This is a genomic window from Labilithrix luteola (assembly GCF_001263205.1).
Lineage (GTDB): Bacteria > Myxococcota_A > Polyangia > Polyangiales > Polyangiaceae > Labilithrix > Labilithrix luteola.
On record NZ_CP012333.1, the window covers coordinates 3,568,900 to 3,594,218 of the forward strand.

General features: G+C 66.4%; 21 protein-coding genes. 9 read left to right on the top strand and 12 right to left on the bottom strand.

Features of this window, described 5'->3' with window-relative positions:
- Positions 1-596: 596 nt before the first annotated feature.
- Together AKJ09_RS15955 and AKJ09_RS15960 are read right to left on the bottom strand one after the other, a co-directional pair.
- Positions 597-1,523, bottom strand: a complete 927-nt coding sequence (locus AKJ09_RS15955) for a Ppx/GppA phosphatase family protein (RefSeq protein ID WP_146648061.1) — start codon at positions 1,521-1,523, stop codon at positions 597-599.
- A 188-nt stretch (positions 1,524-1,711) separates the two neighbouring features.
- Positions 1,712-2,560 carry an OmpA/MotB family protein gene (locus tag AKJ09_RS15960; protein ID WP_240488493.1) on the bottom strand — a complete coding sequence of 283 codons (849 nt, stop codon included), beginning with the start codon at positions 2,558-2,560 and terminating at the stop codon, positions 1,712-1,714.
- 466 nt (positions 2,561-3,026) lie between these two features.
- On the opposite strand from AKJ09_RS15960, the gene AKJ09_RS52990 reads away from it, so the two are divergent.
- Positions 3,027-3,383 carry a histone gene (locus AKJ09_RS52990; protein ID WP_169927571.1) on the top strand — a complete coding sequence of 119 codons (357 nt, stop codon included), beginning with the start codon at positions 3,027-3,029 and terminating at the stop codon, positions 3,381-3,383.
- Positions 3,384-3,875: 492 nt separating this feature from the next.
- On the opposite strand, the gene AKJ09_RS15970 is transcribed toward AKJ09_RS52990, so the two are convergent.
- The 3 genes from AKJ09_RS15970 to AKJ09_RS15980 all read right to left on the bottom strand — a co-directional run bounded on the left by AKJ09_RS15970 (position 3,876) and on the right by AKJ09_RS15980 (position 7,160).
- Positions 3,876-5,459, bottom strand: coding sequence for a hypothetical protein (locus AKJ09_RS15970; protein ID WP_146648063.1), 1,584 nt, complete (start codon positions 5,457-5,459; stop codon positions 3,876-3,878).
- Positions 5,460-5,494: 35 nt separating this feature from the next.
- Positions 5,495-6,376, bottom strand: a complete 882-nt coding sequence (locus AKJ09_RS15975) for a TrmB family transcriptional regulator (RefSeq protein ID WP_169927572.1) — start codon at positions 6,374-6,376, stop codon at positions 5,495-5,497.
- A 100-nt stretch (positions 6,377-6,476) separates the two neighbouring features.
- Positions 6,477-7,160: an AgmX/PglI C-terminal domain-containing protein gene (locus AKJ09_RS15980; protein ID WP_146648065.1), complete on the bottom strand. Its 684-nt coding sequence runs from the start codon at positions 7,158-7,160 to the stop codon at positions 6,477-6,479.
- 146 nt (positions 7,161-7,306) lie between these two features.
- Between AKJ09_RS15980 and AKJ09_RS15985 the strand changes: the two genes are divergently transcribed.
- The gene (locus tag AKJ09_RS15985) at positions 7,307-9,076 is read left to right on the top strand and encodes a serine/threonine protein kinase (protein WP_146648066.1); all 1,770 of its coding nucleotides are present in this window, start codon (positions 7,307-7,309) and stop codon (positions 9,074-9,076) included.
- Positions 9,073-9,570, top strand: a complete 498-nt coding sequence (locus tag AKJ09_RS15990) for a hypothetical protein (protein WP_146648067.1) — start codon at positions 9,073-9,075, stop codon at positions 9,568-9,570. Before AKJ09_RS15985 ends, AKJ09_RS15990 begins: the two co-directional genes overlap by 4 nt.
- Positions 9,571-9,577: 7 nt before the next feature.
- Here AKJ09_RS15990 and AKJ09_RS15995 read toward each other — a convergent pair whose 3' ends face one another.
- Complete coding sequence (locus AKJ09_RS15995) at positions 9,578-10,153, bottom strand: HNH endonuclease (protein WP_146648068.1); 576 nt, start codon at positions 10,151-10,153, stop codon at positions 9,578-9,580.
- A gap of 181 nt (positions 10,154-10,334) precedes the next feature.
- Between AKJ09_RS15995 and AKJ09_RS16000 the strand changes: the two genes are divergently transcribed.
- Genes AKJ09_RS16000 through AKJ09_RS16020 form a run of 5 tightly spaced genes read left to right on the top strand, consistent with a single transcriptional unit; the run spans position 10,335 to position 15,307 of the window.
- Positions 10,335-10,955 carry a cytochrome c maturation protein CcmE gene (locus AKJ09_RS16000; RefSeq protein WP_146648069.1) on the top strand — a complete coding sequence of 207 codons (621 nt, stop codon included), beginning with the start codon at positions 10,335-10,337 and terminating at the stop codon, positions 10,953-10,955.
- Between the two features lie 38 nt (positions 10,956-10,993).
- The gene (locus AKJ09_RS16005) at positions 10,994-11,602 is read left to right on the top strand and encodes a hypothetical protein (protein WP_146648070.1); all 609 of its coding nucleotides are present in this window, start codon (positions 10,994-10,996) and stop codon (positions 11,600-11,602) included.
- A 41-nt stretch (positions 11,603-11,643) separates the two neighbouring features.
- Positions 11,644-12,570 (top strand): tetratricopeptide repeat protein, encoded by a 927-nt coding sequence (locus tag AKJ09_RS16010; protein WP_146648071.1) that lies wholly within the window; start codon positions 11,644-11,646, stop codon positions 12,568-12,570.
- 12 nt (positions 12,571-12,582) lie between these two features.
- Positions 12,583-13,293, top strand: a complete 711-nt coding sequence (locus tag AKJ09_RS16015; RefSeq protein WP_146648072.1) for a ferredoxin reductase domain-containing protein — start codon at positions 12,583-12,585, stop codon at positions 13,291-13,293.
- A 58-nt stretch (positions 13,294-13,351) separates the two neighbouring features.
- A complete protein-coding gene (locus AKJ09_RS16020; RefSeq protein WP_205633717.1) occupies positions 13,352-15,307 on the top strand; it encodes a serine/threonine-protein kinase in 1,956 nt (651 codons plus the stop codon).
- Positions 15,308-15,311: 4 nt separating this feature from the next.
- On the opposite strand, the gene AKJ09_RS16025 is transcribed toward AKJ09_RS16020, so the two are convergent.
- Positions 15,312-16,367, bottom strand: coding sequence for an FHA domain-containing protein (locus AKJ09_RS16025; protein ID WP_146648074.1), 1,056 nt, complete (start codon positions 16,365-16,367; stop codon positions 15,312-15,314).
- A complete protein-coding gene (gene gshB / locus AKJ09_RS16030) occupies positions 16,367-17,326 on the bottom strand; it encodes a glutathione synthase (protein WP_146648075.1) in 960 nt (319 codons plus the stop codon). The genes AKJ09_RS16025 and gshB overlap by 1 nt, the downstream gene beginning before the upstream one ends.
- Before the next feature lie 97 nt (positions 17,327-17,423).
- On the opposite strand from gshB, the gene ggt reads away from it, so the two are divergent.
- Positions 17,424-19,124, top strand: a complete 1,701-nt coding sequence (gene ggt / locus AKJ09_RS16035) for a gamma-glutamyltransferase (protein WP_205633718.1) — start codon at positions 17,424-17,426, stop codon at positions 19,122-19,124.
- A 6-nt stretch (positions 19,125-19,130) separates the two neighbouring features.
- Here the strand turns inward: ggt and AKJ09_RS16040 are convergent, their stop codons facing one another.
- The 4 genes from AKJ09_RS16040 to AKJ09_RS16055 form a co-directional block, all read right to left on the bottom strand.
- Complete coding sequence (locus AKJ09_RS16040) at positions 19,131-19,493, bottom strand: nuclear transport factor 2 family protein (protein WP_146648077.1); 363 nt, start codon at positions 19,491-19,493, stop codon at positions 19,131-19,133.
- Positions 19,490-20,362, bottom strand: a complete 873-nt coding sequence (locus AKJ09_RS52995) for a hypothetical protein (RefSeq protein ID WP_169927575.1) — start codon at positions 20,360-20,362, stop codon at positions 19,490-19,492. Before AKJ09_RS52995 ends, AKJ09_RS16040 begins: the two co-directional genes overlap by 4 nt.
- Positions 20,363-20,414: 52 nt before the next feature.
- Positions 20,415-22,952 carry a hypothetical protein gene (locus tag AKJ09_RS16050; RefSeq protein WP_146648078.1) on the bottom strand — a complete coding sequence of 846 codons (2,538 nt, stop codon included), beginning with the start codon at positions 22,950-22,952 and terminating at the stop codon, positions 20,415-20,417.
- Positions 22,953-23,093: 141 nt separating this feature from the next.
- Positions 23,094-25,298 carry a prolyl oligopeptidase family serine peptidase gene (locus AKJ09_RS16055; RefSeq protein ID WP_205633719.1) on the bottom strand — a complete coding sequence of 735 codons (2,205 nt, stop codon included), beginning with the start codon at positions 25,296-25,298 and terminating at the stop codon, positions 23,094-23,096.
- Positions 25,299-25,319 lie beyond the last annotated feature (21 nt).

Sequence of the window (25,319 nt, forward strand, 5' to 3'; positions counted from 1 at the left end):
AGTCCAAACGTAACAAGCAGCGCGAGTGCAATGGCACACTCGCTCGCTTACAAGACCGAGACTCTGTTAGAGTCTCAGCAACGTTTCGCGCCTTCGAATATTCCCGAAGTGAGCCTGATCTGGATAGCGGCTGTGTACTGAGGTAACACAGGGGCGCGGTCCGCCAACCGCAGGTCATAACTTCAGGCGGGCGTACTCTAATTCCAGACCCCCGCTCTTGTCAAATAGTTTGTGGTTTGAGAGCGCCGAGAGACCTCTGCCCTTTCACCGAGACGCGTTCTCCCGGAGCTCTCCGTGCGACGGAGCGAGCGCTCGAATTGATGAAAATCCTCGAGATTCTGAGGGATAGCTCCTTCGAGTTCGCCCTCAAGACACACGCCCCGCCAACCTAGTAGGAGTGTGTAGGAGATTGGGGGATCTGCAAGCTGAAATCGGCCGAAAACGACACGCGTGTGACGAACACTCGTGCAAGGCACACCTAAGTCGTGGCCGCTCTCTCCTTTAATGAAGAGAGAGCTCCGGGTTTCTCATCTTCGTGATTGCTCAGCGTTTGCTGGAGTTTGCGGCCCACGTGGCGGGGGCCTCTGCAGCGAGCGTCAGCGTGCGGTCTTCGTGAGCTCTTCGGCCAAGCCCCATCGTACGCCGCGGTCGGAGATCCGAACCTCACGGGCACCCACGTGCTGGAGGAAAGCGAGTGCGATCAGACCGCCGGCAATGATGACGTCGGCGCGCTTCGGCTCGAGGCCCGGCATGCGCTGGCGCTCGGCAAGCGTCACGCAGGAGAGCTCGGTGATGACCTGCTCGAGCGCGGGAACCGTCATCGTCAGGCCATGAACGCGCTTGGCGTCGTACGTCTCCATGCGGAGATACACGGCTGCGAGCGTGGTCATCGTTCCTGCGATGCCGATGGGCGGCGTGCCCGTGTCGAGTGCAGGGACCGCGCGGAAGGCGTCTCGAGCGGCCGCGAGCACGGCATCGCGCTCGTCTTTCGACGGAGGATCGCCGGAGACGAGGCGCTCGGTGAGCCTGACGCTACCGACGTCGAAGCTGTGGACGAAGGAGAGCTCGCCGGTGTCGCGTCGCCCGTGGACGACCTCTGTGCTGCCTCCTCCGATGTCGAACACGATGACGGGGCTCGCTCCAGGATCGGGCAGGCCGCTCAGCGCACCTTCGAACGTCAGGCGAGCCTCTTCCTGACCCGAGATCGTTCTCGCCTCGACTCCGAAGCGCTCTTTGACGTGGGCGCGGACGGCTTCGCCCCCACCTGCGTCACGCATGGCGCTCGTTCCGACGACGGCTACCCGCTCGGCACCCAATCGGTGAACGATGGCAGCGTACTGGTCGAGGCAAGCATTCGTGCGCTCGATGGCCTCGTGCGCGAGCTTCTTCGTCTTGTCGACGCCCTGACCGAGCCGCGTGATCGTGGCGTGCTCCTCGACGGGAACGAGCTCACCCCCAGCGCTCTTCTCGGCGACGAGCAAAAGGACCGTGTTCGTTCCGATATCGATGGTCGCGACGCGCATGCTCGATTCTCCTCGATGACGTTGGGCGCCCCATCTCTTCCTCAGAAGAACGGAGGCCGGAGCTCTGTCGTAGCCGGCGCGTTGGCTGCGGTGGCCAAAAAGTCGCCACAAAAGAGCGAGAGCCCCGACACATGGTGTCCGAGGCCCTCGACGTCTTGTTGCTCTTCACGCGCCTGAGGCGCGCGAGCTCAGCGGATGTTGTTCAGGTTGAGCATCTCTTCGACGTTCGGCTGAACGACGAGCTCGACGCGGCGGTTCTTCTTGCGGTCGTCGTCCGACTGCTGCGCCACCGTGCCCGCAACGGGGTCGGTCTCGCCGTAACCAGCCGCCGCCCAACGCGCGGGGTTGAGACCGCCGCCCGTGGCCTTCGCACCCTTCGCGTCACCCTTGTTCTCGCCGACGAGGAAGATGAGGACCTGGCGCGCGCGCGCGAGCGAGAGGCCCCAGTTGTCCTTGAAGGCGCCGCCCACCGGGTACTTCACGTTGTCGGTGTGCCCGGCGACGAGGAAGTAGCGGTTCATGAGGTCCTTGTCGCCGCGAATGACTTCAGCGACCTGCGCGAGGACGTCCTTACCGGTGCCCTTGAGGTCGTCCTTGCCCGAGTCGAAGAGGATGTCGCCCGGGAGCTGGATGACGAGGCGGTTGTTACGCGGAACCACCTTGACGCCGATCTGATTGAGCTTGTCGAGCTTCGAGCGCAGCTCGCGGAAGCGCTGCTCGATGACCGCGAGCTGGTCGGCGCGCTGCTTGTACTCGGAGAGCGCCTGCTGGAGGCGGGCGGTGTCTTCCTTCGACTTGTCGAGGTTGAGGCCCGCAGCCTTGAGCTGCTCCTTCATCTTGTCGATCGAGTTCTGCGCCTCGCTGAACTTGGCCTGGTCGTCGGCGATCTGCGCCTTCGCCGCCTTCAAGTCCGCGGACAGCTTGTCGATCTCGCGCTGCTTCGCAGCCATCTCTTCGTCGGTGTGACCACATCCGACGAGGACCATCGCGCTCATCGAGAGCGCGACGACACACATCCAAAGCCAGACCTTCTTCATCGTCTCGACCCTTTCTTGGAGCGGCTAGCGACGGTATCGGGCAGTCAAACTCGCCGTCAAGGACACCTCTCCCAGGCGCGCAGGGACGTCGACGAAGGGTTGTCTCGCGTCGACGTCGGTGCGCGACGCGCGATCGATGTCCGAAGTGAACGTTGGAGGTCGATCGGAGCAAAAAAAAATTCGATCGCCGGATTCCTCGCTTCTGAAGGCACCTCGGAGCGATCGGCACAGACTCCAGATCTGATTGCGAATATGGAGTCTGCCAACATCGCCATTCGGTCCCTAAATTTATGGGTCGACGTGAGGTGGAATGGAGAATTTGGAGAAGCGCAAGGCGAAAACTTCTTCCCGGTCAACCCTGACCGGAGCGCCCTTTCAGCCTGCTCGCGCGTCAAGTTTTTTTGTTTGACACCTAACGTAGGTGACCATATACGTCATGTAGATCACCTCTGCAGGAGGACTCGATATGGCTGCTAAGAAGAAGGCCGGCGCGAAGGCTGGCGCCAAGGCTGCTGCGAAGAAGACCACCAAGACCACCAAGACCACCAAGAAGGCGGCTGGTAAGACGGTCAAGAAGACGGCGGGCAAGAAGCGCGCCGCTGCGAAGAAGCCGGCCAAGAAGGCCGGTGCAAAGAAGGCTGCCAAGAAGCCAGCTAGGAAAGCCGCCCCCAAGGCGGCGAAAACTGGGCGGTCTGCGGCAAAGCGTTCGTCGGGCGCGCGTGGCGGAAGCCGCGGCTCGAAGGCTGCTCCGCCGGCCGGGTCACCGTCGATGTTGGGCGGTTCGTCTTCGTCGGGCGCTGGCCACGACGAAGGCGAGGAGTAAGCTACTCCACCAGGTTTCGTAGTAGTTTTACCGCCTCTTCCTCGGCAGACGTCGGGAAGAGGCAAGGGACGAGAGGGCGCACTCCAACGGGTGTCGCCCTCTCGCCTTTTTGTACTCGCGCAGCCCTTCGGGCTGCGCTCGCTCCGTTGCCCCCGAAGGTCCCCGGTCATCGATCCGGTGAAATTTCACGAGGATGAGAGGCCGTCGATTATCGGTCGAGCCGTTGTGCCAAGGTCGCCGGTCATCGATCCGGTGAAATTTCACGGGGATGAGAGGCCGTCGGGGCCCCGACGAATGTAGACCGACCGGTAGATAATTTGCCGATGGGGAGAGACGAGCTCGAGAGCAGGGGTGAGAGCACATCCATAAGAAATGGATGAGGTTATTGCCCCTGCCAGTACGCGATGGGGGGCTGCACTTCGGTTCAGAGGAATGCAGGCGATCACCCCTACGTTCGGGAGGTAGGTGTCAGACGTACAGGCCAGCGAGGGCTCAGTCGCCGAGGTAGAGGCGCAACGCTTCGGCGGCCGCTCGACGATCGAACGGCACGCCGCGAAGCTCGTCGCGCTGCCCGATCTGATCGAAGAGATCCGAGAGGAACGTGTAGAAGCGCTCGGCTTCCGTCACGGCGCGATCGAGCCGCTCCGGATCGAGGAGGTCGGTCTCTTCGAGCGCGTTGAGCGCGGCGATGAAGGTGTCGAACCGCGGGTAGTCCGCTGCGCGAAGCAGCGGGTAGCCCATCGCATTGAAGTACGAGAGGAACTCGCGCACGAACTGAAGCGACGAAGGGCCGCTCCACCGATCTTCTCGCGTCGGAACGACCCGCGCCTTGGCTCCGAAGGCCCGGATGATCTGCGCGAACATCCACACGTCGCGCCGAAGGCGATTCGAGAGCGAACGACGTTCGACCATGTCGTCGAACACGCCGTGCTCGTCGAGCCGCGTGCCCAGCGACTTGCCGAGCACGAGCACCGCATTCTGCAATGCCGGCCGCAGGTTCGCCCCAATCTTGCCCACCGCGGCGCGCAGCTGGTCGGGGGTAGCCGTTCCATCGGGGGCCGGAAGGTCGTGTTCGAACGCGCGACGAAGCTCGAGGCGAACGTTCGCCGCGATCCCTCCGAGCGTCGCCTTGATGGCGAGCAAGCGGTGCGCCTCCGAGAGCATCTCCTCGTAACGAGCGCCGATTTGGGAGGCGGGAACCTTGAAGAGCTCACGCTCGTAGCTGTCCGCTAGCTGCTCGCCCGCCTGCTTCCGCAAGTAGCCCGTGAGCGCGCGCGCGTCGGACCGCAGCACGCTGAGCACGAGATAGACGAGCCCGGCGGAGCGCGGTTCGCGCACCACGTGATCGAGTAGCGCCAGGTACCGCAACATGCGGAAAAGCGACAGGAAGGTCAGCGCCACGAGGCGTCGCGCACGTTCCCCCGGCACCCGCTGCATCAGCTCGAGCAGGCGCACGTTCGTGATCCGATCGAACTCCGGTCGGAACTCGAGCGCCGCGAGCGGATTGAAAAAGGCCGACTGCGAAACCTCGCGGAGCGCGACCGAGAGCGTGGCGTAGAAAAGGCGGAACGGGACCCGAGGCAGGCGCGTCACGCCGCCGGTCACCTCCACGAGGTTCGTTAGGGCGTGCCGAAGCAGGAAGAGCGATTCTTCCGGCGTGTCCTGGCTGCTCGCTCCCCGAACGAGGCGCGTTCGCGCGTTGTCGTCGGGAAGGAGCATCTCCAGGTAGCGCTGGAAGACGAACGCGCGCTCGCCCTCGCCGAGCAGGTTCCGGCAAAGCTGCACGATGCGGTGCATGCCGTCGCGCGCGAGAACGAGGTTCTCCCGGAAATCCTGGGCCACGACTGCGGTGCGACGCGGCGGACCGGGATGATTCCGAGGGTTCGCGAAGCACGCGAGGCCCTTGAGCAGGATCTCGAGCTCGAAGAGGACGTCGTCTCGGCGGTCCGCCGGAAGCTTGGCGAGCCACTGCTCGCGTGCCTGGGCCTGCTCGCGACGCAGGCCGCGGGTGTCGCGGAGTAGATCGGCGTAGGCGTCCGCCCCCGGAGGGATCGAGAAGGCCCCCTTGGAAAACATGGGCGCCACCGAGCGAGGTGGCATCGATCGACGGCTCATCGTTCGGCTCGAGGACGCGACTTCGGCATGGCAGGTGACGACGCTCGGTCAGCGCGGTCGGCTCGCTCACCATTGCGCTTCGAAAGAAGCGTGTCGAGACGCCCGACGCGTGCGCCGAGCATCTTGGCCATCACGCCTTCGACGCTCTTTCCGAGGCGCTGGGAGAGCAGCGTGATGTCGAGCGCCACCTGGCTCGTCGCGATCTCGGCAATGGCCGTCGTTTCGCTGATGACCGCGGCGTCGTCTTCCTTGGTTTCCGTGGCGCCAATGAGTGTGCGCCGATCGTCCGACACGACCACGAGCCGGTGCTTCCAGAATTCTTCGAGCGAGGCTTCTTCGAGCCCGTAGCTGAAGACTTCGCCGGGCAGCGCAGGGAGCTCGGCGTGCGAGAAGACGACGATGTAGACCTTTCGCTTCGCCGCGCGCTTCAGCTCTGCCGAGAGCTGTTCGATCTCACGCGGCCACCCGCTGATGACCAGGCGGCTCTGCGCGCCTCGAATCAGGCGCTCCGCCTCTTCGAGAACCCGCTGGTAACCGCGGACGCTGAAGGCGTCGGGTGCGGGCGGAGACTTGTCGAGGCTGCGAATCGCCTCTTCCAGCTGGCCGGTCGACGTGTCGAACCGTTTTCGGAGGAGCGCCAGAAGCTCGTCCGCGGCCGCGGGTGCGAACCGCTCGGGCGTCCCTGCGATCGAGCGCGCGGCGCCGGCTTTCACGAGTCGGCGAAGGACGCCATACACGGCGGATCGCGGGATTTGCGCGCGAACGCCGACTTCGTAGCCCGTTGCGGGGCTCTCTTGGAGGAGTGCAGCGTACGCGCGCGATTCGTTCAGGCTGAATCCCAGCGCGACGAGGGCTGGCACGACGTCCGGCTCGGCCATGGCCCTTTCTCCCACAAATTCCGTCGCGCCGACAGCCCGCTTGGGCCCCGGCCCGGCCAGCATGGGGCTGGCGAGGCCGGTCGACCCGTCGGGAGAGGCCTTACTTGGCGGTTCCGGGCTTCGTGCCGGGGTTGTTTCGCGGGTGGAAGTCGAACGGGTAGTGCGCGTGCGTCTCGAACCCCTTCGAGCTCGGCGCGAACTTGATCTTCTTGATGACCTCGACGACGCAGTTGCCGACGCTCGGGTCGAGGATTTGCGACTTCGAGGTGTCGACCGAGGCGTCGGTGACGGCGCCCTGCGGGTCGATGGTCCACTTGATGTCGAGTTTGCCCTCGATGCCCGGGTGGTCCTTCAGGCCCTTGTCGTAGCAAGCGCGGGCATCATCGCGGTGCGTCTGGATGATGGTCTGGATGTCTTCACTACGGCGACCAGGCTCCTGCGAAGGGCCCGGAGCCGGCTTGGCGCCCGCGTCGCCCTTCGTTTCGACCTCCTTGTGGGTCGAGGATTCGAGCTTGGCGCCTTGGAGATCGCCGCCGTCACCGAGCGCGGTCGTGGTCGTCGGCGTGGCGCCCCCGCTGGTCGGTGCCGCGGGGCCTGCGCCCGCGCCGCCCGCATTGGACGCCGAGCCCGGCGCGCCGCTGGCGGCCGACGTATCCGACGGGGACTTTGCTTCGCTTCCACCTCCGCCGCACGCCACCACGAAGGCGAGCGCAACGGCCGATGCGATGGCACCCGAGGCGAGCGGACGGAACGAAAAACAGGCAGGTTTGTTCGGCATGCGCATGTCTCGGACGGTACCTGATTTCGGGGGGCTTGGGAGCCGGGGGTGACGTATCGTCCAGGGACTCCGTGGCACGGGCGTTTCCATTCGTTGGCTCCCCCAAGGAGACTCGACGGGAGCGCGCTGCGGTGCTTTGTTGATTGAGACCGGTGGCGCACGTGTCCAGCGACGACAAGAGCCCTGCCGCGAGCTTCGTGCACACCAAGCACAGCAAGCTCACCAGGCGGCCTTGCGGCAATTTCGAGCTCCTCGTCGAGCTCGCCGCCGGAGGTATGGCCACGGTTTTCCTGGCGCGCGCGGCCGACGGGCGTGACGCGCCGCTCGTCGCCATCAAGCGGCCCCACCGTCACCTCGCCAGCGACAAGACATTCCTCTCGATGCTCGTCGACGAGGCACGTCTCGCGTCGGCGATCCGCCACGACAATGTGGTCAAGGTCCGCGAGCTCGGCTTCGACAACGGCGAGCCGTTCATCGTCATGGACTACGTCGAAGGTGCGTCTCTCTCCGACATCCGAAAGGAGTTGAGTGAGATGGGGCGTGCCCTCGATCCGCGCTTTGCGGTTCGAATCACGCTCGACGCGCTCGCCGGTCTCGAGGCTGCTCACCAGCTCTGCGACGAGCAGGGCAAGCACATCGGGATCATCCATCGCGACGTATCCCCTCACAACGTCCTCATCGGTTGTGACGGCCGGGCGTGCCTCACCGACTTCGGCATCGCGAAAGCGGCGGACCGCGTGCAGACGACGCGCACCCACGAGGTGAAGGGCAAGCTGGCCTACCTCGCGCCGGAGCGCATCGACAAACGGCGTCTCTGCACTGTCCAGAGCGACGTGTTCTCGATGGCCGTCGTCCTCTGGGAGTGCATCGCCGGACGGCGCCTTTTCCGAGGCGACGAAGCGATCGAAACGCTCCAGGAAGTGATGACGGGGCCTATCCCGTCGCTTCGGCAGATTGGTGCGCCGATCTCCGTCGAGCTCGACGACGCCATCCTGCGAGGCCTCTCGCGCGATCTCGATACGCGCTGGAAAACGGCCGCCAATTTCGCCGATGGCCTGAAACAGGCTAGCGGCGCGAACCTCGCGGCGCCTGCCGAGATCGCCTCACTCATCGAAGCGCTCTTCGGCGAACGCCTGCGTGTCCGTCACGAGAGCATTCGTGAAGCGCTCGACGTCCCCGACCTCGGGCGGGTGCTCGAAGTCTCGGGCCTCAACGTGCGCCCCGCACCGACGCCGGAAATGCGGGAGCGAGAGCGAAGCCGCGTCGCGACCATTGCTCCGCCGGCCCCGAGCGAGCGCTACGCCTTCGATGCCGGTGCTGCGGACGGCGGCAGCATCCGCGGTCGCCTCTCTTCGCCGCGCGCTCGCATGTTCGCCGCCGCGGGCGTGGCGTTCGTCGCCTTCGTCGTCGCGTTCGGCGTCTTCGCCACGCGCTCGCGCACGCAGACGGCCCAGGCCGCCGACCTTCTGCAGAGCCGTCGCGTGGTCGTTCCACTGCCTTTCGTCGCCACGCGTGTGACCTTCGATGAACAAGCCAGGGACACCACGCCGCCGTCGGACACCGTGGCTTTCGACGTTCCCCGCGAGAGCGGCCTGCTGCATCGCGTGACGGCCGTCGCCGTCGACGGTTCCCGTGCCGAAGCTTACGTGCGCGAGCTCGACGGTGTTGCGCGTCCCGAGGGGGGAGCCTACGCGATCGAAGCGTTCGAGACCGTCGATGCCCAGCCGGACGAGCCGGCAGCAGCGGCGATCGAGCTGCCGCCCACGCCGTCGGCGATGCCCGTAATCAGCCGAACGCGACGTCCTCGTACGGCAAATCCGCGCCCCAAGCCCCAGGCGCAATCTGCGTTGTCTCCGTCGTCCGTCGCTTCGTCGACGAAGCCGGTGGGCACCCTCAAAGATGGCTTCACGAAGTTGAAATGATGTCTCGTCGTTCGTCGCCTTTCGTTCTCGTCGGCCTTGGAGTGCTCGCGAGTCTGGCCATCGTCACCGCGTGCAGCGGAGACGCTCCCACGGCCTCGGCTTGCACGAACATTCCTGCTGGAGGCTGCCCGCTTTCGCGCGGGGTCGCCTGCGAGGACCTGTCCTGTGAAGCGGTCTATCGCTGCCTCGACGGCAATCAGTGGGTGCTCGATCACGCTTGCCCCGCGCACGACGCGAGTTCCGTCGAACACGACGCAGAGGCGGACGCGGCCGATGCTTCGGACGGGGGCGCGTCCGTTCGTGACGCCGCCATCGACGCTCCGCCTGGTGCGAGCGGCGGACCCGGATGCGATACACTCCAGGTTCCCGATTGCTCACTGGGCTTCGCGCTCGCGTGCCCCAGTGGATGCTGCGAGTGCGAAGATCTCTTCGTTTGCCAGAACGGTGGCTGGGAGTACTGGGGCTCGTGCGTCGACGGCCAGATTCAGCAGTGAGCGGACGTCAGCTCGCCTTGAGGAACGGCTCCCACTCTCGGTACTTCGTTCCGGAACCGAGAAGAAGCTGCGCCGTCATGGTCCACTTCGGTCGGAAGGGTCGGCGGGCGAGGCGCATGTTCGCCTCCTCCGGCGTCTTCCAGCCCTTGCGCAGATTGCATATCCGGCAGGCCGTCACGAGGTTCTCCCACGAGTCCGGCCCGCCGCGCGAACGCGGAAGCACGTGGTCGATGTTCAGCTCCCGGAGCGGTGGCTGCTTCCCGCAGTACTGGCACTGATGCTGGTCCCGGAACATCAGATTGCGACGGGTGAGTCGCACACTGACCTTCGGGGTCCGATCGTACCGGTGCAAATGCAGGACGCGTGGCACGCGGAGCGCACTTCCTATGATGGGAAGTGCATCGTCCGAACGCCGCACGGGCAACGTGCGCCAGAGAGCGAAATCGTATTCTTCGCCGTCTTCGTCGAGCGCGTTCGCGGAGCCCCCGTACAGGAGTACGAAAGCCCGCTTCGCGGTCGTCAGCTGGACTGGCTGGAACACGCGATTGAGAACGAGTACCGGCTTCGAAAGAACTTCCGTCATGAGCAACCTGCGTGAGCAAGCAGGTTGAATGAAAGCGTAGCACTCGGATTTCGAACTGCTTGCGATCGCCAAAAATCGGGTCGCACGTGAGCGATTCCGCGGAAGAAATGTGCACCTTTCATGGTTCTGCTCGAACGATGACGTTGACCCAGCATGGGCTCGGACTACATTTTTCCCGCACATGAGCGACGCCGCTTCCCACCAGAATCAGGACTTCTCCACGGAAGACGCGATCGCGCACGATTCCCCGCACGATTCCCGCGGCGACGATTCTCGCAGCGCTGTCGCGCTCGAGGTTCCCGCACGGCGTCGTCGTGGGAGCGAGGGTGAGGAAGAGGGAGAGGATGCCGCACGAAAGCGCCTTCTCCTCCTGATCCCGCTCGTCATGGCTGCGGCCGCCATCGTCGCGCTCGTCCTCGTCGGAATGCAGGACAAGGGCATGTACTCGAAGCCGGTCGACGAGCTCGTCGCCCAAAAGGTGAAGTTCCTCGGCAAGCCCGTTCGCGCCGAGGGCAACCTCGTTCACGGCACGCTCGTGAAGCGCGATACGCCCTGCGAATATCGCTTCACCATCGAGAAGAACGGCGTGCAGGTCCCCGTGCGTTTCGCGAAGTGCGTCGTGCCCGACACCTTCCGCGACGTTCCGGGGATGGATGTGGCCGTCACCGTCGAAGGTGAGCTCGGAAATGACAACACGCTCGAGGCTAGCCAGGTCCTCGCCAAGTGCCCGAGCAAGTACGAGATGAAGCAGAAAGCGGCGAACGGCGAGAAGGCCCCGCACGCCGCCATGCAGATGGAGTGACGCGCAGCGAGCGGGCCGAAGCCTGGTAGGCTGGCGTCGTGGCTTCGGTGTTCTGGATCGAATCGTTCGCGACGCAGCGAGGACTTCGTTACGAGCCTGAGGCCGACGAGCGCTGGCTCCGCGCGTGGGAGCCATACACCACGCTGAAGACGCCCATTCGCTACGAGCACGCCTTGCACGCGACGGGGGGGGCGGGGTCGCTATCGCTCGCGCGGGCCGTCGTGGAAGTTCCGCTTCCCAGTACCCCGCCGTCGGACCGTCCCGGCGCTGTCGCGCGTCAGGTCGCGACGTGGATCGCGATCGTCCAGGACGTTCGGGTCGCGGTGAAGTGTGCCGTCACGAACGATTTCAGTGGGATCTTCAGCGAACAGCTCGACCTCGTCCCGCTCGCCCGTCGAGCGACGCGGGATGCGACGTTCGACCATTCCTTTGCGACGTACGCGGGGAGCGACGAGGACGTGGCGAAGGGCGTCACCCCGAGTTTGCGCCGCCTTCTCCTCTCGTGGCGGACTCCAGTGCACGCGGAATTGCGACCGGGCGGCTTCGTCCTCGCGCCGATTGCGGTCCCCGCCGACCAGCAGGGCCTTGCATGGCTCCTCTCGGCGATCACGCTCTTCGGGGAAAAAGCCACGAAGCTCACGACATGACGCGGCCTTTCCCGTATGATCCGAGGCACCTTCGGAACGTCATGCGCGCTCGCAAGCTTGCACTCGGAATCGGTCTTTCCCTTGGTCTTGGACTCGGGGTCGCGTCGGCACCTGCCCATGCGCAATCAGGCACGGCGGCCTCGTCGAGCTACCCCTCCTGTACGGGTCGCACGATCTCGCAGTCCGAGAGCGACGCGGCGCACACGATCTATCTCGCGGGGCGCGTCCAGTACGACGACAGCAACTGGGACGCGGCGATCGCCCAGTTCCGCGAGGCCTATCGTCGGGATTGCACGAAGCATGAGCTGCTCGTGATCATCTCGCGCGCCTACGAGTCGAAGGGCGACAAGCAAGAGGCCATCAACGCGCTGCAGACGTACCTCGAGCGCGTGCCCGCCAACAGCCCGGACGCGCCGGCGCTTCGCACGCGCCTCGAGAACATCAAGCGTCAGCTGGCCGAAGAGAACAAGAAGAAGGAACAGGCGGCAGCGGCTGCAGCGGCATCGACGCCTCCGCCGGCCACCACGACCACCACCACGACCACGACACCTCCGCCGGCCACGGAACGTCGCGAGCACACGGTGCTTCCGTGGATCGTCGTCGGTGTCGGCGGCGCGGCGGTCGTGGCCGGAGCCGTGCTTCTCCTCGCGGCCCCCAAAATGCCGCCCAGCTGCGACGAGTCAACCGGCAACTGCACCTATCCGCCGACCGTCAACAGCAGCAACGCCACGCAGCTCCAGAAGGACGAGTTCGATCAGAATCGCGAAACGGCGGGCCGCGCCGTCGGCATGAAGCAGGCCGGAACCATCACGCTCATCGGCGGCGGTGTTCTCGTCGTCGGCGGCCTCGTCTGGCACTTCCTCGAGCCAACGGGATCGGCCGAGACGGGAGCGACCGCAAAGCGACCGAAGATCACGCCGGCCGTCAGCCCGACCTTCGCCGGTGTTTCGCTCGGCGGCTCGTTCTAAGGAGCGTCGAGGATGGTCGTGCAGTCGAACGCAACCCTCGCCGCCCGAAGGGACGCGGGTGCCGACATGCTCCTCGTCGGCATCGAGGTCGCGGGCGAGCTAGCCGACGGATACGTGGCGCCCGGTCAGTACGTCGAGGTCGATACGGGCCGCGGGAAAGGCTACTTCGTGCTGGCCGGCGGGGTGGGTGAGTCTCGGTGGGAGCTCCTTGTCCGCAACGCGGGCGATGCTGCCGATGCGCTGCATTTGCTGCCCCTCGGCAGTGCGCTCCGTGTGTCGATGCCGCTTGGGCACGGCTTTCCGCTGTCCAACGCGCGCGGCCGCCCGCTGGTCGTGGCGGTGGTCGGAAGCGCTCTGGCGGTTGCCCGCCCGGTGATGCGCTTTCGCATCGAGAGCGGTGACGCCCGTACCACGCACCTTTTCATGGGGGTGCGTGCGGCACGCGATGTTCCCCTCTCGGACGAGGTGTCGGCCTGGCGCGAGGCCGGCGTGAACGAGGTTCTTTGCCTGTCTCGAACCGAGCTCGACCACGATCGAGCGGTTCTCCCCGGCGCCATACGAGCTGAGGGCTACGTGCAGCAGGAGCTCGAACGAGCCATCGATACCTTGCGGGTTCCCGCAGGTGCGCTGGTGGTAGCGGCAGGTCCGGAGGCCATGCTCGCGGAGTTGCGAAGCTTCGGCGCTGCCCGACATCGCGAGATCGAAGTCATCACGAACGTGTGAGGCGGGCCCTTCTCGGGCGCAAAAGCGTCAGGTACGCTCTTCGGTAGGCATGGGAACCGTGTCCGAGCTGCCGAAAGGCGGCGTGCGCCAGAGCGGGAAAGAGGAGCTTCGAGCTTCGCTGCTCAAGACCTACCTCCTTCGCATTCGTGCGGAGAAGGGGGAACGCGCCGTGCGCACGATCCTCGAGAACGCCGGGATCGATCCCGCCATGGTCGACAACGAGACCGGGTGGGTCAGCACGCAAGCCGCGAAGCGCGCGCTTCGTGGGATTTGCGAAGCGCTCGGGATGGACGCGCTCCGTCGTCGCGGCCCTTGGGTGACGAACGCCGAAGCGCTCGGCACGCACGTTCGCATGTTGCGAACGGCCGAGCACCCCGTCGACGCGTACGAATACCTCGCCGACAACGCTCGTGAGGTCACGCGCGTCGGCACGTGGGAGCTGCATTACCCCTCGGACGATGCCGCGAAGAGCGGCGTGAAGACCGCCTCGTCCAAGGGCGGCGGAGATGCAGCGGCCACGCTCGAACTCGACGGTCCCGCGCCCACGAAGGACAAGGCGCGCGTCCACGAGGTCAAGCTCACCTACCGTCCGCGCAGCGACGGCTACGACGAGCAGGACAAGGTCGACACGTCGACCGAGGTGCTCTTCTGCGCCGCGCGAGAAGGCGAGCTCTCCGGCATCCCGCGCATCTGGGGCCTTCCCGATGCCGAGATCACCCACGAGAGCTGCCTCGCAAAAGGCAACGACTGCTGCACCTATCGCGTCGTCTGGCAGCTGCCGACGACGAAGAACGGCATGGTCCTCGGGGCCGTCGCTTCGGGCGCCGTGTGTGGCCTCGCGGTGGGCGTGGCGGGCGGTCCGATCGCCGGTGTGCTCGGCGGTGTGCTCGCCGGTGCGCTCGGCGCCGGTGCGGGTCGCCTCTGGGAGAACAGCAAGCGCGAGGCGGCTTCGCGTGTGTTCGAGAAGAACCGCATCGCGGCTCTCGAACGCGGTCTCGACCTGAAGGGCGAAGCCACGAGCACCGCCGTTCCTGGTGAACTCACCGGTACGGTTCTGGGCGGCAAATACCGCATCGGAAAGAAGATCGGCTCGGGCGGCATCGGCGTCGTCTACGCCGCGGAACACACTACGCTCGGCCACGAAGTCGCCGTGAAGGTGCTCCGCGGAGCGGCCGCACGTGACGGCGGAGAAATCGCGCGTCTACGTCGCGAGGCGTACATCCAGGTCCACGTCGACCATCCGAACGTGGCGCGCGTGCATGACCTCGATCAGATGCCCGACGGCTCGATGTACGTCGTCATGGAGCGCCTCCATGGGCGCTCGCTCGCCGACAAGCTCTCGCGCGAGCACATCGTCGCGCCTGGCTTCGCGCTCCCGGTCTTCATCGGCGTGTGTCGCGCGCTCTCGGCGGCGCACAAGAAGGGCGTCGTTCACCGCGATCTCAAGCCTGGCAACGTCTTCTTGTGCGAAGGGGGCGGCGCGAAGGTCCTCGACTTCGGCATGAGCAAGCTGACGAGCGCCGAGTCTCTGACGCAGGCCGGCTACACGCTCGGAACGCCGGAATACATGGCCCCGGAGCAGTGCATCGGCGCCAACGTCGTCGCCCAGACCGACCTCTACGCGTTCGGCGTGCTCATGTACGAAGCGCTCACCGGCGAGCTGCCGATCGTCGCGCAGAGCCGCCGCGAGCTTCTCGATCTCCACCAGCGTCAGATCCCGGTGCCGATGCGCCAGCGCAGGCCCGATCTCGGCATCCCCGAGGCGCTCGATCTGGTCGTGATGAAGTGCCTGAAAAAGCGCATCAACGACCGCCCCAAGACCGCCGACGATCTCGAGGGCATGCTCTCGGCGATTCCCCTCGAGGGCCTTCCGACGAGCTACTCGCCGCGCGGTCGCCGTGGATCCATTCCGCAGGCACACGAAGAGTCCGGCGCGACCGTGCCGGCCATCGCGAGTGAGCCGCCGCCTCCTCCTCCAGGCGCGGCCGCGGCGACCGAGCCGCACAAGTTCTGACGGGCTACTTCAGTACCCAGACGAGCCCCGCGAGGCTCACCGCAATGACGGCGATGGCGACGCCCGCGACGGCGAAGTCGGTGGTGGTCCAGCCGCGTGCACGCCGCGATCGTTTGGGCGCCGGCGGCTCGGGCGCAGCCACCACAGGGGCCGCCGGAGCGTCGGCGAGGTGTGCCGACGGAGCTCCTGCGGAGGCGGGCGGGGCGGCGGACGCAGGAGCCGCCGACGGGGCCGTGCTGCGCGGCCCGACGCTCGGGGGCACCGAGGGCATGCCGCGCGAAGGCGCCGGAGCCGGCGGCGCATCTTCCTCCGGGAGTGGTTCGTCCTTCGCGGCTTCGAGGGCCGCGAGCGCGATGCACACGGGCTCGTCGAGCGCGAGAACGGAGCGCCCGATGCGCGCCATCGTGGGCGGACGCCAGAGCGTGTCACGGTTCGGCTCCACGGGCATTTCGCCGAGCAAGACGCCGTTACGCGAAGCGAGATCGCGCAGGAAAACCTGGGTTCCACGACGCGTGATGGCGGCGTGCTCGCGCGACGCGTCTTCGTCGGCCAAGGGTAGATCGCAGCGCTCGGCGCGGCCGATGAGATAGGTTCGCCCGTCGTCGAGGAGGCCGAGCTCGACGCCGAGATCGGGGCCTTCCGCGATACGCACTTTGACGACGGTGTCGTCGCCCACCGCTTCCATCGCGTTGCGGACGAGCGCGAAGGCGAGGTCTCGCGTGGCGAGGCCCAGATCGGGGGTCGCTGCCTTGTGACCGATCGCCACTTCGAGCCACACGCGGCCTACGCGGATCAGATCGCCGGTTTTCACGACGCGCGGCGTCTGCGGGAGCAGGCGAATTCCGCCGACCCACGTTCCGTTCGTGCTCCCTTCGTCGACGATCGCGTACTCGGTCCCTGTCGCGCGGATCGTCGCGTGGCGGAGGCTCACGCTCGGATCGGGCAGACGCACGTCGCTGCCCGCCCCACGTCCGAGGACGATTCGTGGGCCGTCGAAGGTGAGCGAGGGCGGCTCCGTCGCCCCCTCGCTCGAGCTGCGAACGAGGACCGTAACCGGCATCAGCGCGAAGCGGCGCTCTTGAGAGCGGTCGACGCGCGCTCCATCCAGGTGATGACGTCGTCCGCCACTTCGCGGTTCACGTGCTGGCTGAGCTGCTGGATGCCGGTGGGGGAGGTGACGTTGACCTCGGTGAGCTTGCCGCCGATCACGTCGAGGCCGACGAAGATCAGCCCGTCTTTCTTGAGGCGCGGTGCGATGTCAGCCACGAGCGCGCGCTCTTCGGCCGTGACCTCGCACGCCTCGACGCTGCCTCCGACGTGGATGTTCGAACGGAGATCGTCGCTGCGGGGAACGCGGTTGATGGCGCCGAGCACCTCGCCGTCGAGCAGCAAGATGCGTTTGTCGCCTTTCACCACGTTGGGCAAGTACTCCTGCACCATCGCCAGGCGACGACCCTCCTCGGTGAGGAGCTGGACGATCGCACGCGCGTTCTTGTCGTCCGGCGAGAGCATCATGACGCCGCTGCCGCCCGCGAGATCGAGCGGCTTGATGACACCGCGCCCGCCGACTTCCTTCACGAACGCGAAGATCTGATCTTCGTTCGACGTGACCATCGTACGCGGCATCCACTTCGAGAAATGCAGCGTGTAGAGCTTCTCGTTGCTGTCGCGAAGACCGCGCGGGTCGTTCATCAGCACGGTTTTGCCGCGCGCGAGCTCGAGGAGCAGCGTCGAATAGAGGTACATCGCGTCGAACGGCGGGTCTTTGCGGATGAAGACGCCGTCCGTGTCCGCGATTTTCACCTCTTCACGGGTCCCGAAGACCGCATACGGAGGCGTGTTGCTCACGGTAAGATGCTGGACCCGCGCGAAGACTTCGCCGCCCTTCGCGAACAGATCGCGAGGCTCGCAGTGGAGAGCCTCATGGCCTCGCGCTTGTGCAGCGCGCAGAAACGCGAAGGTCGTATCCTTGTCGGGAAGAACACGATCCATCGGATCCATCACGTAGACGAATCGCATGCGAAAAACCTCGGTCCGCAGCCTAGTGCATCGAGTGGGGCGAAGCGACGGGAACTTGGATGCCCCGCGAGGGTGGACGGGGTCGCATCGGCTCCGTTTGGCGGCCATCGGTGCAGCCGCGCTCACCGCGCTCGGGCTCTTGCTGCCGAAGGCTTCGACCGCAGCATACCCGCCGAGCGCCGAGGGGCGGTCGTATGCGGCCGCGGCGGACCACGCGGAAGCGAGTCGGGCGGCGCTCGACGTCATGGCGCAAGGTGGGAACGCGGTCGATGGCGCGATTGCAGCATCGCTCGTGCTGGGCGTCGTGAACCCGTCGGCAAGCGGCATCGGCGGCGGCGGCTTCGCCATGGTGTACACGGCGAAAGATCAGAAGGTCTCGGTCGTCGACTTTCGCGAGACCGCGCCATCGAGTTACTCGGGTGACGTTCTCTGGGCGAAGAAGATGGATCGCTCGCGCTGGTCCGGTCCGCGCGGAGGAAGCGTCGGTGTTCCCGGCGAGCCGGCAGGCCTCGAGATGCTCTCTCGCAAGTGGGGAAGGAAGTCTCTCGCCGACGACGCGGCCCCCGCTGTCGCCCTCGCGCAGAACGGCTTCTATCTCGCCAAGCACACGGCCGAAGTCGTCGCCGCGTTCAAAGAGCGCCTGCAGACGATGCCGGACTTCGCGTCGTCGTTCTTGCCGGGCGGAAATCCCGCCGGCCATGCCGCGCGCATCAAGCGGCCGGAGCTCGCCAAGACGCTCGTGCGCTTCGGAGCCGAGGGCAAGAAGTCGATCTACGAAGGCCCCACGGCCAAGAAGATCGCCGACGCCGTGCGCGCGGCCGGCGGGACGATGACCACGGACGATCTCGCCGCCTACAAGCCTCAAGAGCGCGCTCCGCTCACGCGTACGATCGACGGGCGCACCATCTACACCATGCCTGCGCCGTCGGCCGGTGGCCTCATGCTCCTCGAGACCATGACCATGTTCGGTGCGAGCAAGAACTCCCCGCTCGCCACGATGGGGTTCGGCTCGAGCGCGTACTTGCACACGCTCGCGGAGGCGATGCGCGGCGCCTTCGCCGACCGCGCGCGCGTGGCCGGCGATCCGGATCTCGACCCGCAGGTTCTCAAGGCCTACGACGCTGCGCTCGATCCCGCGCAGCTGATGGCGCGCCGCAAGCGTATCGAAGCCACGAAGACGCACGCTCCGACCGACTTCAAGACCAAGGAGCAGGGCACGAGTCACGTGGTCGTGGCCGACCAGGAGGGCAACGTGGTGGCGCTCACCACGACGGTCAACGGTCCGTTCGGCGCGAGCATCGTCGCAGGTGACACTGGAATCCTGCTGAACAACGAGCTCGACGACTTCTCCTCCCCCGACGACGTGAAGCCCTTCGGCGTGACGGGCGGCGGGCCGAATGCGCCGCGGCCGCGTGCGCGTCCGGTATCGAGCATGACGCCCACCATCGTCGTGGAGAACGGCGCACCCATCCTGGCGCTCGGCGGGTCGGGCGGCGCGCGCATCGCGACCGGCACCACGCAGGCCGCCCTTGCACGCCTGGTGTTCGGCCTCGACCCGACCGTTTGCGTGTCGCAGCCGCGCATCCACACACAGGGCCCGACGCTCCTCGTCGACCCCGAGGTTCCCCTCGACGTGCGTGAAGGCCTCAGGGCCCGCGGCGAGAACGTGGACGACGACCCGTTCCTCGGCTCGGCCATCCAGATGATCGCCTGGGACCGCTCGGGCCCGGCGACGGGCCGGCCCAAGATTCTCGCGGCGGCCGACCCGCGAAAGGCCGGTTTCGCCGTCGCGCGCTGAGCGTTTTCAGCCGCGCGGTCGGAGGAACTCGGCGATGCGAATCAGTCCGTCCTGCTCGGTGTAGCGGACCACGACGGTGCCCGACACGCGCTCGCCGGTGTCTTTGCGAACACGCGACCAGTGCTCGAGCTCGACGACGTGCTCGCCGAGGACGATGCGCTCGTCGACACGCCCGTGCACGTCACGATGCGCGTCGAACATCGTGCGGTAACGCTCGCGGAACGCGTCCATGCCGCGCGTGGTGCACGTGCCCTCGTGGTCGAGCACCATCACGTCGGCGTGGTAGCAGGCGCAGAACGCGTCGAGATCGGCTCGGTTGTAGGCCTCGAGCTGGCGCTTCGAGAGCGCTACGACCAGCGGCTCGCTCATCGCTTGCGCGTCGTCTTCTTGGGCGCGGCCTTCGCGGGCGCCTTCTTTGCGGGGGCGTTCTTCGAGGCCGTCTTCTTGGTCGCGACCTTCTTGGCGCTCGGCTTCTTCGTCTCGACCTTCTTCGGAGCCGCGACCTTCTTGGCCGTCTTCTTGGCGCTCGGCCTCTTCGTCACGACCTTCTTGGTGGCCGCCTTCTTCGGGGCCTTGGCGCCCTTCGCGGTGAGCACGAGCGTCCACGCGCCGCCGCCTTCACTGCCCGCATACTCGGCGACGAAGCCCGAAGCTCCAGCCCACCAGCGTGCGAAGCTGTCCGACGCCTGCTTCACGGGTGCGAGCTTGCGCTCCTTGGCGAGCTTCGCGCCGTGCTTGCCCTTCGAGGTCTTCGACGTATACGTCGCCGAATCCGCCGCGCGTTCGAGCAGGATGCGCGCGAGCATCGTGGCCCCATCGTCGGCGCAGGGCTGAGCGTGCGACTGCTCGACGGTGTCCTGGCCCCAGCCGAGCCCGTCCGCACCGATGAAGTAAACGACGCCGTCGGGGCTGTACACGACCGGAATGAGCTGCTCGTGCTCGAGGCCTTCGCCGCCGCGAAGCGGCTCGTGCAGGCCGCTCTGGAGGCAGTTTTCGGCGCCGATGAGCCAGATGTCGTCGTCCTCTTGGTTTGCCGCGCTCTCGTGGTCGGGCACGTCGAGTCCGCCGAAGGTGGCGTCGAACTTCGCCACCGTCGCGGTGAGTGTGTACTCGTTGTCCTTGAGAAGGGTTGCCAGCTCCTTCTTGCTGCCCGGCGTGCGCTGCGCGTCGTGCTGGGTGAGGATGGCGAAAGCTTCGGCGGGGAGGTGAGCGCGGAGCGACTCGAGCGGACTCTTCATGGCCGGCTCCCTACTAGCGCGAAGCGGCGTCCGCGGGCGTCAAATCGCGCGTTCAAGGGCGCGTGCGCAGCCCATCCTGTGGGAAGGTCGGCTCCGAAGTCGGCTCCGCGAGGCAGCCGCGCTGGTCGTCGCTCGAGAGCAGGTCGCCGAACAGTCGCGCGGCGTCGGTTCCCATGCCTTCGCCGAAGGCGACGTCGACCGGGTTGATGACGTTCAGGTAGCAAGGAAACGTCGGGTGATCGACGGCCTTGCCCTCGTCACGCCACCAGTAGAAGAGCCGGCGGACACTCCAGAGGTAGCCGTACTCGTAGGCCGTCGGGTTGTCTCGCCACGCCGCGATCCGATCGGCGGGCACGCGGTAGCGCTTCTCGCGCTCGGTCACGATCGTCTGCGCCGTGTCGAGCGCGTGGCGAGCCTCCGTGAGTCGCGCGCGGCGCGTGGCGTCGGGTGTATCCCAGTAACCGTCGACGTAGTCGTAGAGCCCATGCACCTGCTTGGCGCGCAGGGCGGTCATGCGCATCGCGTCGGCGAGGTCGTCGTAGAGATCGCGCGCGTGCGCGGGGATCTTGGCGCGGAGCGCATCGCCGCGATCGGCGAGGGCTCCGAAGCGCGTTTCCATCGCGGCGAGGAGCGGCCCGACCTCCGCCGAATAACCCGGTCCGCCATGCAGCGGATTGCGCATGTCGACGAGGCCGAGCTTGTCGGGCTGGGTCATGGCGAAGGCTTTGGCGGGCGTACCCTGCGCGAGCTTGGCGACGTCGTCCCACGTCTCCCAGCCCTGGAGGTACGCCTGGCCATTGCGCATGGCGATGGTTTTGGGCGGATTGCCGTTCACGCGCCCTTCGATCAGGAGCTCCTGCTCGGCCTTCACCACGTCGACGACGAAATCGACGACGTCGTTCTGCGCGGCCCCGAACACGCGGAAGCGGGCACCGAGCGCACTCCGAAGCGCGGCTTCTTGCGAGGCGGCGTTCGGCTCCGGTTGCCACGCAGCGCGCGCCGCGACGACGTCGTTGAGCCAATAGCCCCATTCCCAGCCGCTCGAGAAGACGAGCTGGCCGTCGATGTGTTTGCCTGCGTTCGGGCCGAGGCCCAGTTTCCCGGCATCTTCGTCGGCGGCGATGAGGCGTAGGTCGGAGAGACGCCGATCCGCGTAGAGCGGCAAGAAGAGCGGAACGTCGATGTCGAAGCTCACCCAGTACGCCGACTCCGGGTACCAGATCACGCGGCGTGAACCGGCTTCGGCGCGGATGAAGTCGCGCATGTATCCGAAGTCCGTGTTGCCGTAGGTCGGGGCTGGATCGGTCAGACCGTAGTGCTGGACGGTGTGGGGCAACACGCCGAGCCGCGGATCGGCATGATGCGGCAGCATGTTGAAGTTGATCGGCTTGCCCGTGATGGGATCGGGGTAGCCGTCGGCGACCTGGCCTTGCGAGCAATGCACCTTGATGGCCGAGGTCGTGCCCGAATAGTGGGCGTCGAGGTACTTCGGCACCTCGTTCATCCACGCGAGCATGCGCTCGGGCGCCGGATGGGTGAACTCGCTCGTTCCGGCCTCGATGTTCACGAAGTCCCAGTGCGCGCGCATGAGCCAGTCGATGCTCTTGTCGATCTGCGCGAGCTCTTCGTTCACGTCACCGTCGCCGCCGCCGTTCGGGAGCATGCGGTAGCTGTGCTGCTGCGCGAACGCGATCGGCGCGTCGATGCCCGCCTGGATGCCGAACGCGTGCGCCCGCTCGACGAGCTTCGCGAGACGTTCGAGGCGCACATCGGAATCGGCGAACGCCGCCCACGACTTCGCGGTCAGGAGGAACCACTCGACCGCGTTTTCGCCGTTCGCGATGCACCACTCGAGAAAGCGATCCCACTCGGGGAGCATCGCTTCGAAGCCGGCCGCGTCGTCAGGGCCCGCGCTGCCCCACCCCTGGAGCATCTCGGTGAGCTCGAGGGGGTGCTGCGTGTGGAGATGGATGATGCGCTCGTCCCAGCGCGGCGATTCGCGACGATCGATGGCCTTCGAAGGAATGCCGAGCGTCGGAGGAACGGTGGGGGCGAGCGGATGAAGGAACGCGAAGCCGAGCTCCTCGAGCAGCGCATAAGCGCCGTGGAGCGCGCCGAGGTTGCCGTGAGGTCGGATCTTCGCTGGAACGCCGTCGGCCACGAGCAGCATGCCGTCGCCTCGCTTCGCCGAACGAAGGACGTAGCTCTCGGCGGGGAGAGAGCCGAGGTCCGACGCGGGGATCACCGAGCGCGCGACACTCGAGTTGCCGATCGCAAGGGCGAGCGAATCCGCCGCGAGCGAAATCGGAAGGGCGTCGGCGGCGATCTCCTGCGGGGCCCTTCCCAGGGCACTTCCGACGAGCGAAGTGATGCGTGCGCGGACGGCTGCGTCGACGTCGTCACCGTAGACGAGGAAGACGCCGGACGCAGGCGTGGTGCCATCGGCTCCCGGACCGGTCTGCTGCTCCGTGCCGGGACCTCGTGCGTTCGCATCGCTGTCCGAGCCGCACGCGGCTGACGCAGGCGCGAGAGCCAAGACGAGCAGACCAGCGAGAGCGAGCCCCGAACACGCTGAAAGCCTCGTTCGCACGGCTAAGCACTACGATCTCGCGTGCGGCCGCGCCCGTGCAAAACGCGTCTCGCGCGTGCGCGACGCCGAAATCCGAGGGGCCCGATGCGGGACCGACACGACGTGTGACGAATCCGCAACGGGAAGGGCGTATGTCGCCCTTCAGTTCAATCCGAGTCGAGAGGCGAGGAACGTGTAGACGAGCGCGTCGACGTACGCCCGCTGCTTGAGATCGGCCGCGCCTCCATGACCACCCTCGATGTTTTCGTAATAGAGCGGCTTGTAACCTTCGGCCTCGAGGCGGGCGACCATCTTGCGCGCGTGTCCAGGGTGCACGCGATCGTCCTTGGTGGACGTGGTGTAGAGCACCGGTGGGTAGGCCGCGCCGCGCTTCGTGTTGTGGAGCGGGGAGAACTTGGCGAGCGCGGCCCAGTCCTGGGCGTTGTCCGGATCTCCGTATTCGCTCATCCACGAGGCTCCGGCGAGAAGCTTGTGGTACCGCTTCATGTCGGTGAGGGGCACCATGCTCACGACAGCCCCGAACAGCTCGGGGCGCTGCGTGAGCATCACGCTCGTGAGGAGACCGCCGTTGCTTCCGCCCATGACGCCCAGCGTCTTCGCCGTGGCCACGCCGCGATGGACGAGGTCCTCGGCCACGGCCGCCAGGTCGTCGTAGGCGTTCTGACGCTTTTCCTTGATGGCCGCCTTGTGCCATTCGGGGCCGTACTCGCCACCGCCGCGGAGGTTTGCGAGGACGAACGTGCCTCCGCGCTCGAGCCATGCCACGCCGCGCGCAGCGCCGTAACTCGGCGTCTGGGAGATCTCGAACCCACCGTAGGCCGAGAGCAACGTCGGACCCGGCTTGGTCTCGCCCTTCTTGCGGACCTCGAAGTAGGGAATCTTGGTGCCGTCTTTCGACGTCGCGAAGTGCTGGCTGACCTCCAGGCCGGACGCCTCGAAGAACGACGGATTACGCTTGATGACCTCGCGCTTGCCGGTCGTCGTGTTCCAGTACGAGAGGGTGTTGGGGACCGTGAAATCTTCGGTCCAGAGCCACACGTCGTCGGTGCTGTCGTCGTCGACGGGTCCGACGTGAATGGAGCCGGCGTTCTCGTCGAGTGGGCTCGCTACCCACGGGCTCGTCGGGCTCTTGCGCGCGAAGATGGAGATCTTGCTCTTCACGTCGGAGAGGACGTTGATGACGAGCTTGTTTTTCAGGGTGGTGAGCGTCTTGAGCGACGTCCCGGCCGTGGGCTCGAAGAGCACCTGGAACTCGCGCTTCCCTGCCAGGAACGGCGTGAGCTTCGCGGCGAGCAAGCTGCCCTTCGCGTAGGTCTTGTCACCAACGCGCCAGTCCGAGCGGAGGCGCACGAAGAGATCTTCGTCCCACGGAACCACGTTCGCGTCTTCCGGCACGTCGAGGCGAATGAGCTTTCCGCCTTGGAGAAGGGACACCTCGTGGCGCTCGAAGTCGATGGCGCGCGAACACTCGTCCTGCGCGTGCCCGTGCGTGAAGCTGCGCGAACAACCTCCGCCGAGGTCCGACTCGTGCGCCTCGAAGATCGTCTTGGCGCTCGCGAGCGGCGTGCCGCGCTTCCATTCCTTGGAGATGCGCGGGTAGCCCGCCTTGGACATCGAGCCCGGGCCGAAGTCCGTGCCGACGTAGATCGTGTTCTCGTCCTTCCAGGATACGTTCAACTTCGCCTGCGGAAGCTCGAAGCCGCCCTTCACGAAGGCCTTCTTCTCGACGTCGAACTCGCGCACGATCTCGGCGTCGCCACCGCCGCGTGACAGCCGCACGAGGCACTTGACCTCGCGCGGATAGAGGCACGTCATGCCGTGGTAGACGAAGCTCTCGTTCTCGGCCTTGTTGAGCGCGTCGATGTCGAGGAGCGTCGTCCACGTGGGGGACGGCTTCTTGAAATCCGCGAAGCTCGTCGTTCGCAAGATCCCGCGCGGGTGATCGCCGTCGGTCCAGAAGTTCCGGACGGTGCTGCCGACGACCCACGGCGCGGGGATTTTGTCCTTCGAGCCGTGGACGGCGAGCAAGCGCGCTTCCAGCGCACGAAAGCCCGGAGCGGCGGTGAGCTCGCCCTCGGACACCGTGTTGTGAGCCCGTGCGAACGCGAGCGAGCGTTCTCCGTCGACCTGTTCGAGGTAGAGCAGGTCGTCGTCAGTGGGCTCGCTCGCGACGGGCTTCGGCGGGACGGGCGGTGCACTCGTCGGCATCGAGGGCGCCTGCGCGGTGGGGCTGGGGGAGCTCCCGCATCCGGCGGTGAGGAAGGCCGCCGTGATGACCAGGCTTCCACCTACGAGGCGCAACCGCGCGTTGGTGCTTGCTCGAGCTTCCGTGTCCGTCGCCTTCATGGCGCCGAACGTTACTACCAA

Excerpts from the sequence above, each read along its gene's own strand:
- AKJ09_RS15955 (WP_146648061.1), bottom strand. The coding sequence starts at position 1,523 with ATGCGCGTCGCGACCATCGATATCGGAACGAACACGGTCCTTTTGCTC.
- AKJ09_RS15960 (WP_240488493.1), bottom strand. The coding sequence starts at position 2,560 with ATGAAGAAGGTCTGGCTTTGGATGTGTGTCGTCGCGCTCTCGATGAGC.
- AKJ09_RS52990 (WP_169927571.1), top strand. The coding sequence starts at position 3,027 with ATGGCTGCTAAGAAGAAGGCCGGCGCGAAGGCTGGCGCCAAGGCTGCT.
- AKJ09_RS15970 (WP_146648063.1), bottom strand. The coding sequence starts at position 5,459 with ATGTTTTCCAAGGGGGCCTTCTCGATCCCTCCGGGGGCGGACGCCTAC.
- AKJ09_RS15975 (WP_169927572.1), bottom strand. The coding sequence starts at position 6,376 with ATGGCCGAGCCGGACGTCGTGCCAGCCCTCGTCGCGCTGGGATTCAGC.
- AKJ09_RS15980 (WP_146648065.1), bottom strand. The coding sequence starts at position 7,160 with ATGCGCATGCCGAACAAACCTGCCTGTTTTTCGTTCCGTCCGCTCGCC.
- AKJ09_RS15990 (WP_146648067.1), top strand. The coding sequence starts at position 9,073 with ATGATGTCTCGTCGTTCGTCGCCTTTCGTTCTCGTCGGCCTTGGAGTG.
- AKJ09_RS15995 (WP_146648068.1), bottom strand. The coding sequence starts at position 10,153 with ATGACGGAAGTTCTTTCGAAGCCGGTACTCGTTCTCAATCGCGTGTTC.
- AKJ09_RS16000 (WP_146648069.1), top strand. The coding sequence starts at position 10,335 with ATGAGCGACGCCGCTTCCCACCAGAATCAGGACTTCTCCACGGAAGAC.
- AKJ09_RS16010 (WP_146648071.1), top strand. The coding sequence starts at position 11,644 with ATGCGCGCTCGCAAGCTTGCACTCGGAATCGGTCTTTCCCTTGGTCTT.
- AKJ09_RS16015 (WP_146648072.1), top strand. The coding sequence starts at position 12,583 with ATGGTCGTGCAGTCGAACGCAACCCTCGCCGCCCGAAGGGACGCGGGT.
- AKJ09_RS16025 (WP_146648074.1), bottom strand. The coding sequence starts at position 16,367 with ATGCCGGTTACGGTCCTCGTTCGCAGCTCGAGCGAGGGGGCGACGGAG.
- gshB (WP_146648075.1), bottom strand. The coding sequence starts at position 17,326 with ATGCGATTCGTCTACGTGATGGATCCGATGGATCGTGTTCTTCCCGAC.
- AKJ09_RS16040 (WP_146648077.1), bottom strand. The coding sequence starts at position 19,493 with ATGAGCGAGCCGCTGGTCGTAGCGCTCTCGAAGCGCCAGCTCGAGGCC.
- AKJ09_RS52995 (WP_169927575.1), bottom strand. The coding sequence starts at position 20,362 with ATGAAGAGTCCGCTCGAGTCGCTCCGCGCTCACCTCCCCGCCGAAGCT.
- AKJ09_RS16055 (WP_205633719.1), bottom strand. The coding sequence starts at position 25,298 with ATGAAGGCGACGGACACGGAAGCTCGAGCAAGCACCAACGCGCGGTTG.